Below are 12278 nucleotides of genomic sequence, written 5' to 3'. Positions count from 1 at the left end.
TGACCATATTGCAAAGTCCAGCCCCACCCCTATAATCGCGATCAATTCTTATCCGCATATACGATCAGGAACCTTCCGGTGTCTTACGCGCCTTCGCCCGCGTCCTCCCCCCACGACGATATGCACACGCTTTATCGTGACCACAGCCAGTGGCTGCATGGCTGGATCCGGAGGCGCCTGGGCGACACCGACCGCGCAGCCGACATCACGCATGACACCTTCCTGCGCCTGATCAGCAGCGCGCTGCGCAACACCCCCCGAGAGCCCCGTAGTTATTTGGCCACCGTGGCCAAGCGGGTGATGATCGACCAACTGCGTCGACGCAAGCTCGAGCAGGCCTATCTGGAGTTTCTGGCCAACCAACCGGTATTGGAGGAGTGTTCGCCCGAGCAGCGGGTGCTGATGCTGGAAACCCTGATGCAGTTGAACACCATGCTTGACGGCCTTGGCCACAAGGCGCGCCAGGCCTTCCTGTACGTGCAGCTCGACGGGCTGACCTACCCACAGGTGGCACAACGCCTGGGGGTGTCGGTGAGCTCGGTGACCAAGTACATGGCCAAGGCCACCGAGCAGTGCTTGTTGTTCATCTTTGACGCGCAACTGTGAAACACGCTGAACAGCGCCAGGCGTTACGGGCGGCCGCGCAATGGCATGCAAAACTGTGCGCAAAGCCCGATTGCCCGCATAACCGTTCACGATGGCAGGCCTGGCTTGAACACGACCCGGTGCATGCCTGGGCCTGGCAACAGCTGGAACGGCTTCAAGCCGATCTGCTCGGCGTCCCCGGCCCGCTGGCACGCCACGCGCTGGCTGCCGGCATGGTGGCGCCTGCCCGGCGCACGGTGCTCAAAGGGCTGGTGCTGGGTTTCGGCGCCGCCGGGCTGGGCTGGTCGGGCTATCGAAGTGCCCCTGTCTGGCTGGCAGACACCCACACCAACATGGGCGAACGGCGCCACCTGACCCTGGAGGACGGCACACGCCTGGCACTCAATAGCGACTCTGCCGTCGACATTCGCTACACCGACGAACAGCGGCTGATCATCCTGCGACAAGGCGAAATCTTCGTGGAGACCGCCGCTGACCCACGCCCTCTACGGGTGCGAAGCGTGCATGGCGACATGCGTGCTCTGGGCACCCGCTTCAATGTGCGCCTGCACCCTCAACACACCGAACTGACGGTGGTGGAGCACGCGGTCGCGGTGCATAACGCTGCGACAAACCATGCAGTACGCGTGGAGGCTGGCATGTCCCTGACGTTCGACGAGGGGATGCTAGCCGAGCCCCGCGTGGCCGACCTGGGCCGTACCGAGTGGAACCAAGGCCGCTTGGTGCTCGATGACTGGCGACTGGATCAGGCGCTCGCCGAGCTGCAGCGTTATCGCAGGGGCGTCCTGCGCTGCAGCGACGAGGTCGCCGGGCTGCGCATCTCAGGTGTGTACCCACTGGATGACACCGACCGCATCCTCGCGGCCATCGCCCAGGCGCTGCAGCTGAAGATCCAGACCTGGACCCGCCTGTGGGTCACGCTCACACCCTGACGTTGAAAAATAGTTCGCTGGCCATTGTCGGTTTCGCACCCCTCGTTCGAGCTCTCTTGCAAACCGCCCACACAGGCATTTGAAGGAGCTGTCATGCCGCGAAACATTCACTGTCCGCATCCACGTCGAAAAATCTTCACCCCTCTGCTGTTGGGTGGGGCAATCTCGCTGCACGCAGGGCTCTTGTACCCGTTGCTGTCGCCCGCCGCACAGGCCCACGCCGAGGCCACGCGCGTCTATGACATTGCTCCCGGGCCTTTGGGGCCCATGCTGAACCGCTTTGCCAAAGAAGCCGGGGTGCTGCTGTCATTCGATGCGGCGCTCACCCAGGGGCGGCAGGCGCCAGGCCTGCAAGGGCGCTTCAGCGTCGAACAGGGGTTCGCGCAATTGCTGGCGGGTAGCGAGTTGCAGGTGATGCTGGCCGGCAACAATTACGTACTCACCACTCGGGTCGAGGCGGGCTCGGCGCTGCAACTGGGTGCGACCAGCATCACCGGCCAGTCTTTGGGCACCACGACCGAAGGCACTGGCTCCTACACCACTGGCGAAACGGCTGCGGCAACACGCATGAGCCTGAGCCTGCGCAAGACGCCACAGTCGATCAGCGTGGTCACGCGCCAGCAAATGGACGACCAGAACCTGCGAAGTGTCTCACAAGTCCTTAAACAGACGCCCGGTGTCACCGTGAACCAGGAAAGCTCGGAAGCCTTCACCTTCTACTCGCGCGGCTTCAAACTGGAAAACTTCCAGTTCGATGGCGTACCCAGCCTGTCTTCCGACGGCGGCTCGCTGCGCGATAACTACAGCATCGGCAACAGCCTCGTTTACGACCGCGTAGAAGTGCTCAAAGGCGCTACCGGCCTGGTCAATGGCTCCGGCAACCCATCGGGTGTGGTCAACCTGGTTCGCAAACGCCCAACGGACACATTCCAGGGCCACGTCGGTGCAGGCGCCGGCTCGTGGGACACGTACAACGCCGACATCGACCTGTCCGGCCCACTAACCGACAGTGGCAACATCCGTGGGCGCCTGGTTGCCGGCAGCCAGTCCCAACACAGCTACATCGATTACCTGACAGGCGAGCAGAACACCCTTTACGGCGTACTCGAAGCCGACCTTACGGAAAACACCCTGTTCACGGTCGGCTATGACGTCCAGAAGAACCATGACAACGGCAGCACCACCGGTTCATTACCCGCGTTCTACAAAGACGGCCGCACCGTCGAATTTGACCGCAATACCAACGCCGCCGACCGCTGGACCTGGCGCAACCAGGAAACCCAGCGCGCGTTCGCAGAGCTCGCGCACAGCTTCGACAACGACTGGGTGATCAAGGGTGTCGCCAGCAGCCGCGACTACCGCTCTCGCGAACTGACATCTGGCATCAGCAGCGAGGCCATCCAGGCCAACGGCAGCATTTCTCATGGCTTCATCGGCGGCAACATAGACCCCACGACAGGCGCCGTGGACAACAACGGCATTGCGACCCGCTTCAACACCACCAGCAAGGAAAAAGGCCTGGACCTTTATGCTCGCGGCCCATTCACCTTAGGGGGGCGTGTGCATGAAGCGGTGTTCGGCTACAGCATCGCGCGTACCGAAGCCACCTCCAAACGCCAGGACGGCGACACCAATGGCATCATCGACGATGTCTTCCAGTGGGATGGCTACGGTGACGTACCCGCCCATTTCAAATGGCGCTCAACGTTCGATATCGAGGCGCGTCAGAAGGTCGGTTTCGCTGCGACGGTGCTTAAACCAACCGACGCACTGGCCGTCATTCTGGGGGCGAGGATCGTCGACTACAAATGGGACATCGACACCCTCAACAGCGCTGGCAGGAAGTTCCCTGCCAGCGCCACCAATACCAGCGAAATCGTCCCCTACGCAGGCCTGACCTACGACCTGGACACCTACCATACTGTGTATGCCAGTTATACCGACATCTTCAAGCCGCAGGCCTATAGCCTCGGCACTGACGGCCAGCCCATCGACCCGCTTACCGGTGAAAGCTATGAAGTCGGCATCAAAGGGGCCTACTTCGAGGACCGCCTGAACGCCAGCCTGGCGCTGTTCGAGCTCAAGCAGGACAACTTCGCCGTGCTCACCGGCGGCACCAGCCCTTCAGGTGGCGATGCTTACAGGGGGATCGAGGGTGTGACTACCCGCGGCGTCGAGCTGGAAGTGAGCGGCGAGGTGATGAAGGACCTGCAATTGATGGCCGGCTACACCTTTGCCGAGTCCCATGATGCCGACGACACGCGCGTGGCAACCAACCAGCCACAGCACCTGCTTAAAGTGGCGACCCACTATCGCCTGCAGGGTGACTGGAACAAACTCACCGTTGGCGGCAACCTCTACTGGCAGAGTTCGACCTTCTTCAAGCCCAGCGATGAGGACTGGTATTCGATAGACGATCCAGCCGCCAAGTTCGAGCAAAAGTCCTACGCGCTGGTCGGGTTGGTGGGCGGCTACGACGTCACCCGCAACCTGAAAACGACAGTCAACGTCAACAACCTGTTCGACAAGCACTACTACAGCGGCATCGGCAATTACGGCACCGTGTTCTGGGGCGCGCCGCGTAACATCATGTTCAATGTGAAGTACAGCTTCTGACCCCCCCGCCAGCGCCAGGTAAACCCCTGACGGCACACGTCAGGGGCCCTGCCCACGCGTTGACCACTCATTGCCCTGGCTGCAGCACAACCCTGAAAACACGCTAAGCTCGTCTATCCGATGCCTTGGTATTCGGCGCTTCAACACGCTTGTCTATCGTCGCTCTGGCGATCCACACCGACGGGCCGATGTCGGCTCAAAGAGGGTGTTCCAATGGCGACAATCGAGACAGCAGCGTTCGCTCACGGGCTGCTGAAGGTAGAAAACTGCTGGCAGGCCTATATCCTGTCACGCCAATCCACCCTGGGGCTTGCCGGCCAGGAATTCCGGGCCGCGCAGGACGATTGCGACCGGGACTTTGTCCGGTTCCAGAACCAGAGCCAGCAGTTCTACGCTGAAGTGCGCAAGCGTGTGGGAGACGCTGAAAAGCTGGAGGCAGACATGGCCCTGTACCCACATCGCTACCCTATACAGCCCTCTTCGAGCAGTTGAATGCGCACAAAAAAACCGGCCATTGGCCGGTTTCCCTTTAACGTCAAACTAAAGGCCTAGCCCTTTGAGTTGGGCCATCTGGCCGAAGGCTGCCTGGGGCCGACACGATCGGACGCGCCAATGCCAGAAGCCACCTCCTGGATGGATCCACCTTTTGAGAGGAAGGCTTTGATCTGCTCGTCGAGCCGCAGGTGGGCTTTGTGCGTGGGGGACTGATGGGAGGCATTCATGACTGAACCTCGATAGGGAAGTCACTGAAATGCAGCAACTCGTTAGTCACTATACGCTGCATCCAGCAATCAATGGGCGAATTCCCCCCCTTACAGTGCCTCCACCCGCCGATCACCGGAAGGCGGCGGCGCCTTCAAGATGTGGGTAAAACTACCGGTCAAACCGAACCGTAGCTCTTTGGGCATCACGAACGTGAAGTGGATCAGCCATGAACCGTCGCCAAGTAGCAAGGTATCGCTTCTGTACCGTACGACTTCCGCTTCGCTGATTCCGATCGCCACTGCGACTTCCTGATTGCTAGGCTTGCAATCCATTGAGGTGACTCCCTCCGACATTGCGCCGGGAAGCCATCAATACTCCTCCAGCATCAGAAGCGCCACCTATAAATTCGCGCTCACAGGGGCGCCGGGCAAAGCGGTGTATACGTCGGCAGTGTTTCGGGGCTCGGGCAGTCCGCTCGATCTGTAGGGCAACAAACCGCCGATTAAAACCGACGCGGCAGGCAGCCCCGCCAAACCACTGTTTGCCCGCCACCTCGGCGGACAGCTACAGGCCGAGAACGAGCGCCTGCTCTCCCCGCACTCCCCTGGCGCCTGTACGCTGGATTGAAGAGAGATATCTGCTGTGGAAGCAATATGCGGGGCTTTCGAATAATGGAGGCCGAGGTCGGAATCGAACCGGCGTAGACGGATTTGCAATCCGATGGAAGAAATCCCATTTCATGCGGCCTTGGCTAGAAAATCAGTTCCAAAACGAATATGGATGTACCAGGCTACAACCCGCATTCTACAAGGGCTTCCGTTTTAGTTTTGGAACCAATTTTTCACCCCTCCTCCGGCGTTCTGCCGACCGTTTCCCTTTCTTTATATAGCTGCTCACCCACCCGACGAATTCCGTCGTTCACAGCCTCGCACGCCAGGCCGGCTATTCGACTTCGCTCAAGCGCTGTCGCGAGGTCTCCCGCCATTCGATCAGCCACCAGCACCAGGCCGGTACTGCGCTGAGGAAGTTCAAGCCGCGTTGCGATGTACGCATTGGGTTTTCTCCAAGCAAAAAAAAGCCCGCGCTGAGCGGGCCTTAGGCTCTGTACGAAAAGTTTTGTGGGAGCGGGCTTGCCCCGCGATGGAGTGCGAAGCGCTCCTGTACCCGATATCAAATAGTGCAAAGACGCCGCGAATTCAGGCTTTGCTGCCGCGTTGCGGCAGATCGCGGGGCAAGCCCGCTCCCACAACGATGGATGACCAAACTTTTCGCACAAAACCTAATATCGATATAATGGAAGCAATACAAAGCTTTAAATCAACCAGGTCCGGACATTTACAGCGAAAGCCGTTAAAGCTGCGCGTCAATAATTTCTATACACGTTTCAAACAACAATTTCCCGCCAATGGCTTTTTGGGTTAACTCGTAACAGGGGTCTTTTATCCCAGACTTTTGCGAAGACCAGCCACGAGGACGCTCCCCCTCAAGCCCTCTACAAAGCGTTAGACCGGAGCTAACTTCCTTCATAGTAACTACGACCCTAAAATTTTTGTCGTGAAGCGTCAACACGCCAGGCTGATTAAATTCAATTTCATTTAAGTTCTTGCCAAACAAGAACCTCTGAGTTGTTTGCACCTCACAATCTTCAGAGTCGACCTCATCCCTAATGACAATAAGCCCAGGGAAAATTACACTAACTGTTCGGTTAACTGCATAGCCGTGATCTGGAAAGCTGAGCTGAGCTGAAATATCGACTGATGCATCGTTTTTGGAGATGTTTGTTATTGATGCGGCTTGCTTAACTGCGAGATAAGAGTGAGACGGTATACCCTCAATGAACTCAGGAAAAACACCAGAATGCCCAAGACTAGATTCGAGAGATAGGCGATGAGGATCCAGCCTGTCATAGCTCAAATGGCCACCATCAATGACGATATCCGTGTTTTTGTACCTTACAGTTATTGAGGTATCATCAACTTGCTTGTGTGCATCGCCTCGCCTGCCACATATCAAAGAAACATACAGATCATCATCTTTAATGACAGCCATTCCACTTTCGGAAAAAACCTTGCTGATATTTAAAGATTCTGCCGCATTCTCATAGACGGCGGAGTCACCTATAGGGGGAATGGATCCGTCTTGCCAGACACATATCTGAAAGGCGCGCAAAGCTTTATCGATAATTGGGGGGGCGATATCACCAAACCTGCTTTCGACACCCCAGTCGCTGAACTTACTTATCACCGACTTAAATAATTGCACGTTAAACCGATGATACCCAACCGTATTTTCATTGGCATACCCATCGGAATCGAAAGTACGCAACACGCTATCGATCAGCCTATCATTTGCTTTCTCAAAAAATACTCGACCCAGCTCGTTTGAAAGCCCAGCAAGAACACCGATTTGAGACAATGCAATGTCGGTCATGACCCCATGATTTGATTCGCTATGATTACGATCGTCATACATAAAAATTGCAGCATCATGGATGCACGAAATAACCGGAGAAAGGTCAACCTTGCGATCAGACTTAATAACCGCGCACAGGTATCTTACAAGAACATTTGCCCTCGTTGAGGTCGCATGATCGTAGCTCGCTCCAGACTTATTCAAGTAAGCAACTTTTGTTTTGTTGCCTTCTGACTCATGGTAAAAGCGACAAAATGACTCAACTATGCTAATAGCACAGTCAAGATATATTTCGCCAAAACCCCTAGAGTATGCATCTACAAGCGTACCCACGTAGTCAAGCGAATAGAGCCATAAATAATTGGCATTCCTATTTAAGGAAAACTCTAGACCCCACTCGATATCATGTAAAGATTTACACTCAACCTTAACCTTATTCCGAAGTGTAATTACTCCAGAAAGCAGGGACTCAGCATTGCATCCTTTATGGTAGCGCTGCCAATCAACAACAAAATGATTTAAGCCTGAGGCATTCCCATAAACCAAATCAGCAAACAGTTCCATTGTATACCATGGCAATATCAAAACCCCCGATATTACCATCAAGCAACACAAGGTGCTACCTATGGCTAGCGGACCTTCGATCGTAGATAGGCACATTCAAGCACCAGGGCCTCTTCGTAGCGGCTACCAGCACGACGTGCTGGGGGCGCAATCTCCTCAATCTCATGGGTGCGCACCCATTCGATGGCTGGCTCCAAGACTGGCGGCTCAGCACCCTCGGCCATTACTTCGCCGGTGAAAGTGTTTCGGATAGTGCAGACCTTGCGCACTACGACCCCGGCAGGAATGTCTTGCGGACTCCGCGTGGTGTGGCCATGTTTTCTCCAGGCAAAAAAAAGCCCGCGCTGAGCGAGCATTGGGGAGGATCTGCAGCAGTTGCTGCTCTGTGATTGGCATTCGTTTCTCCAGGCATAGCAAGCCAGCAAGCGCGGTAGGCTTTGCAGGTCTGCCGCGCTCGTAGGATTAAGGGTTCAAAACTGCCAGCGCGCTTACGGCATCCGCACGGCGGATTCGGTCGCCGTCCAGGTAGCGAGTGGAAGCAACAAGTCCGGCCTTCACATCTACTGGCCCCCACGAGTATCCGCCGCGCCATTTGTACGTTTTCCCTGCATTCAGCTGCATGTAGTTGGGGCTTCCTCGAACCAAAAAGCGGTGGATAGCCGTTGTGTATTGCTTGGCAGAACCACTCCCACCCACAATCATGCCGTACCCTGAATAGACCTCCGAACCGTCGGCGATGCCGTAGCTTCGGTCCATCCATGCCATGAGCTGGCCTGCAGATCCAGCGGTCAGGACCGCCCATGCACCGCGATGTTCCGCCGCGAGCCCCGAGTTCTTCGTGTTATCGAACGGGGTCGGCGCCGGGAACTGACCTCCGAGATAGAACAGAGTGTCATTGGCCCCGTCCGTGACCATCTGGCATCCGTAATCCACATAGATCTGCAAGTCTTCAAGGGCCAGGACCTCGCAATGGACGCTGGCCGCACCTGGAGCGAAGTCAACTTGCAGACTCTGCAAAAGAGCGTATCTACCAAGGCTCACCGTGTTATTGGCCATGAGCTTGTTCAGAACTCGGAATGTGAGCCTATCGATGGTCCCGGAATCCCCGATCTTCAACGGGACGCCGTCTGCTTCGATCACGAACGATACATTTACCGCGGTCTGGAGTCCGTCAATGAGATGGTTGCCGCCAGTGAACTCAAGCGGTGTCCTACCGTCCCCATTCTCTGCGGTTTCAAACGTGATCGGAGGTAACCAGTCCGTGCCGAAAGAGCTGATCACGCCGCCGTTCCTAAGCACCTGAACGAAGTTCGGGAGGTTGTTATTCCCATTCGGGCCGAACACGTAGCTGCGGGTTCCGACACCGTCAGACCAGCTGATGGTAGTTCGGCCCAAAGAGTCAACCAGATAGGTGATCTTGGGAGACCCGCCCCCCGACGACGCTACAGCACCCTCATAGCAGGCCGGGTCGATGACGTGCGAGTAGCCCGTCTGACCGACTGCGTTCATGCCGTACTGAGTGCCGTAGGCTTGTAGCTTCGAGGCATCGAGAGTCACCTCGATACGCACATCAGACTTTGTGTTCAGCAGAACAGTCTGGATTCCGAGCATCCGGTCTATTGCAGGTTGCGGGTCGGCCAAAGCCGTGATGGTGTTCCCTGCAACAATGACCGATGCGTCGTAGCCGACAATGTCGACCTCTTCGATGATCCATCCGTCGGCCGCGGGAACCACCGCATCGTTGCCGTTCTGGAAGTAGCGCAGGCCGTAGAACTTGCCGCGCTTGGCATTGATCACTCGTGCATTCAGGATCACGTTTGTCTGCAGAGCATTCGGGGTAGATACGACCCCGCCTCTGCTCATGGATCTGAACGGCACCAATTGCCCAGAGTTGATGCTGATTGAGCTTGCGCTTTCGCTTTTCGCCGGAATGTATCGACTTGGATCGATGATGTAGCTGTAACCAGCTTGAGCCGATCCGTTGGCCTGAATTGCCGTTCCGTACGCAGGCAGTTCCGCAGTGTCTAGGGAGATCAAGACGCGGAGGTCGTTGATGACAGAGCTCGACAGCACCACCGACTGAATGCCATCCCAGGTGATAGTCGGAGTGGTGACATCCGTGATGTCTATGACACTGGTAACGGGGTTGGCAGCGCTCGCGTAGTTCGCCTGGTCGACTTCCTCAATACGCCATCCGTCTGCCTTGGCCCCAGGCACTGCAGTGCTGCCGTTCACGTAATACGCGAGACGGTAGTACTTGCCGGCGCGCGCGCCGATAATGCAGATGTTCAGAATGGCCTTGCTGAATGCGGCGGGCTCAGCGCTGGTGATCGCGCTCCGGATCATCTTGCGTAGCGGGTAAACTCGACCACGGTTTATGGTCAGAGAGTTACCCATACCACGGACGGACTCGTAGCACGACTGCTCGATGATCCACGAATAGCCGGACTGCTCGGAGGTCTGCATGTTGATTGGAGTCCCTGCCGTTGGCAGAGAGTCCGCATCAATCGTGATGATGAAAAGAAGATTGCTCCGCTGCTCTGGGACAATGGTGAATGTCTGCACGCCCCCGCTTCGCGAATAGCTCCCTGGAGCATTGCCGATGGTGTGAATTACCGTAGCGGTGCCAGTGGCCTGATACGTTGCCGCATCAAACTCTTCCAGGATAATACCCTGAGCTACGTTCCCGCTGACGTTTGCCTCGTTCTGCAGGTATGCAATCCGGAAGTACTTCCCATCAATGTACTGAGCGTCACCGATAACTTTTACGCCAAGAACCACCCTGTTAATAACAGAGTTAGCTGTCGATGTAACTCCGGCGCGGTTCATTTGTTTCAAGGGGAAAGCTTTACCCCGGTTGATCGGTAGCGCGCCTAATGCCCACGGCATGACTGATCCGATCTTCATCGCTACGCCGGAATCGTTTCGGTAAAGGTCGGTGAGGGTTTCTCCAGCGCCCGGGACCGAGAAGAATCGGCTCGTGGCACCCGACCCTGACGTTCCGGAGACACCATCTCCGACGGTGGGGAATGGGTTTGTCACGGCCGCAGCTTGATCCGCAGAAGACTGAGCGCTTGCCACGGCACCGGTCAAATCTACGATTCCATCAGCTACCGCTTGGTCTACAGCCTCCTGTCCGACAGCGCGAATTTCCGCAGCTTCTTGCTTCAGGTTCTTGATGTCACCCGAAGCAGTGGGAATCGGCTCCGCGTCGATCGGGTCATTAGAGAATCGGCTGAGAATGTTGCTACCGATCTCCGCTTTCACGGTGGCGATCTCGTGCCGCTGTGTCTGGTCAGTCATGTCATTTCCTTGGGGCGAGTTTGAGGAGCGCGACCAGGCGTGGTCTGCGGAATGTGTGGTTACAGCCAGTTGCTGGAGAAGAAGTCGCCGCCGCCGGAGATCAGCATGTCGGCTACAGCGTCGAAGATCGTGTCAACCTGGTCGTCGTGGTCGTGGGTATCGTCAGCCGTAAAGGCGGCGGCCTCGGTGAGGAAGGGGGCCACCCATCGGCCGGGCCAACGACCTCGCCACGGTGGTCGCGTACATGTTCAATTTTTCCGCCTTGGTCGTCGTACAGCGCTGGCACAAATACCCGGCCGATTTGAACCAAGGCACGGTATCCATACAGCGAACGACCTTGTTTGAATTGGGCCCGCGCGGCTGGGGCTCAATCTGGATTGAACCCTTCTTGCTTATGGTCGGGATGTCCCAGATTCAGCCCCAACAGCACTTCCAGCTCGGGGCGATGGGTGTGGTAGAGCCGAAAACGAAAAAGCCCCGGCGAATGCCAGGGCCTAGAAACGACAAAGCCCGACATGATGGCCGGGCTGTCTAATGCGCGCTTTCCTTTTTCGTCACTCCTCAACACGCGCAGGAATGACATGATGGGGAAATAATCGGTCATGCGGCCATCTGATGTCAACCCCCTTCACCAGCTGTAGTATTAAGCAATCTGCGGGATGATCGGACAGGACACACAGGTATCAGATGAATCACCCAAGCAAGGAGCGCTACATGAAACGAATTCTAGCTTTCGCATTTGCCGCGACAGCCTGCACTAGTGCTAACGCTAGCCTTTGGCATCAGTTCACCCCGGAGTCCTACTTTCTTATCCCGTCTAATAGCAAGGATATTCTCGCAGGCGAAAACTTTGAAGCTGCGAGAAAAGCGATGTTCGAAGCACAGTCAGCACTCTGATCGACCTTCGGCAAGCGCTGGACACCAATTGATGGACTTTATCAGTCAGCACCCACAATTTATGCCGCGCTTCTCATTGAGACTGCCTGACAACAAGAACATGCAGCTAATTTGCATTCAATTTACTGGACTGGCGCCCGCGAGCTACAGGTTTCGCCGTTACTCGATATCTAGGTCTGCTTCAATCCGAGCAGCCACAGACGGAGCCCAGTTTTGCCCCGTCAGTTGGTAGGTGGAGCGCGT

General features: G+C 56.6%; 11 protein-coding genes. 5 read left to right on the top strand and 6 right to left on the bottom strand.

Annotation, left to right across the window (positions count from 1 at the left end):
• The first annotated feature begins 78 nt into the window (after positions 1 to 78).
• The 4 genes from ACSSU5_RS20260 to ACSSU5_RS20245 all read left to right on the top strand — a co-directional run bounded on the left by ACSSU5_RS20260 (position 79) and on the right by ACSSU5_RS20245 (position 4646).
• The gene (locus ACSSU5_RS20260) at positions 79 to 606 is read left to right on the top strand and encodes a sigma-70 family RNA polymerase sigma factor (RefSeq protein ID WP_492559635.1); all 528 of its coding nucleotides are present in this window, start codon (positions 79 to 81) and stop codon (positions 604 to 606) included.
• On the top strand, positions 603 to 1538 hold the full coding sequence (locus ACSSU5_RS20255; protein WP_492559634.1) for a FecR domain-containing protein: 936 nt from the start codon (positions 603 to 605) through the stop codon (positions 1536 to 1538). Before ACSSU5_RS20260 ends, ACSSU5_RS20255 begins: the two co-directional genes overlap by 4 nt.
• A 93-nt stretch (positions 1539 to 1631) precedes the next feature.
• Complete coding sequence (locus ACSSU5_RS20250) at positions 1632 to 4154, top strand: TonB-dependent siderophore receptor (protein WP_492559633.1); 2523 nt, start codon at positions 1632 to 1634, stop codon at positions 4152 to 4154.
• Between the two features lie 213 nt (positions 4155 to 4367).
• Positions 4368 to 4646, top strand: coding sequence for a hypothetical protein (locus tag ACSSU5_RS20245; RefSeq protein WP_492559632.1), 279 nt, complete (start codon positions 4368 to 4370; stop codon positions 4644 to 4646).
• A 56-nt stretch (positions 4647 to 4702) separates the two neighbouring features.
• Here the strand turns inward: ACSSU5_RS20245 and ACSSU5_RS20240 are convergent, their stop codons facing one another.
• The 6 genes from ACSSU5_RS20240 to ACSSU5_RS20215 all read right to left on the bottom strand — a co-directional run bounded on the left by ACSSU5_RS20240 (position 4703) and on the right by ACSSU5_RS20215 (position 11742).
• Complete coding sequence (locus ACSSU5_RS20240) at positions 4703 to 4876, bottom strand: hypothetical protein (RefSeq protein WP_413470101.1); 174 nt, start codon at positions 4874 to 4876, stop codon at positions 4703 to 4705.
• A gap of 90 nt (positions 4877 to 4966) precedes the next feature.
• Positions 4967 to 5191 carry a hypothetical protein gene (locus tag ACSSU5_RS20235; RefSeq protein ID WP_264309289.1) on the bottom strand — a complete coding sequence of 75 codons (225 nt, stop codon included), beginning with the start codon at positions 5189 to 5191 and terminating at the stop codon, positions 4967 to 4969.
• A gap of 1018 nt (positions 5192 to 6209) precedes the next feature.
• Positions 6210 to 7835 (bottom strand): hypothetical protein, encoded by a 1626-nt coding sequence (locus tag ACSSU5_RS20230; protein WP_492559631.1) that lies wholly within the window; start codon positions 7833 to 7835, stop codon positions 6210 to 6212.
• A gap of 462 nt (positions 7836 to 8297) precedes the next feature.
• Positions 8298 to 11138: a hypothetical protein gene (locus ACSSU5_RS20225; protein ID WP_492559630.1), complete on the bottom strand. Its 2841-nt coding sequence runs from the start codon at positions 11136 to 11138 to the stop codon at positions 8298 to 8300.
• A 59-nt stretch (positions 11139 to 11197) separates the two neighbouring features.
• Entirely contained in the window at positions 11198 to 11341 is a 144-nt protein-coding gene (locus tag ACSSU5_RS20220) for a hypothetical protein (protein ID WP_492559629.1), read from the bottom strand.
• 164 nt (positions 11342 to 11505) lie between these two features.
• Entirely contained in the window at positions 11506 to 11742 is a 237-nt protein-coding gene (locus tag ACSSU5_RS20215; protein ID WP_492559628.1) for a hypothetical protein, read from the bottom strand.
• Between the two features lie 110 nt (positions 11743 to 11852).
• On the opposite strand from ACSSU5_RS20215, the gene ACSSU5_RS20210 reads away from it, so the two are divergent.
• Entirely contained in the window at positions 11853 to 12035 is a 183-nt protein-coding gene (locus tag ACSSU5_RS20210) for a hypothetical protein (protein WP_492559627.1), read from the top strand.
• Positions 12036 to 12278 lie beyond the last annotated feature (243 nt).

It is taken from the genome of Pseudomonas sp. E1MeOHC2, assembly GCF_058745025.1.
Note: the sequence above shows the minus strand (reverse complement) of the source record. Positions and strands in the feature narration are given on the sequence as shown.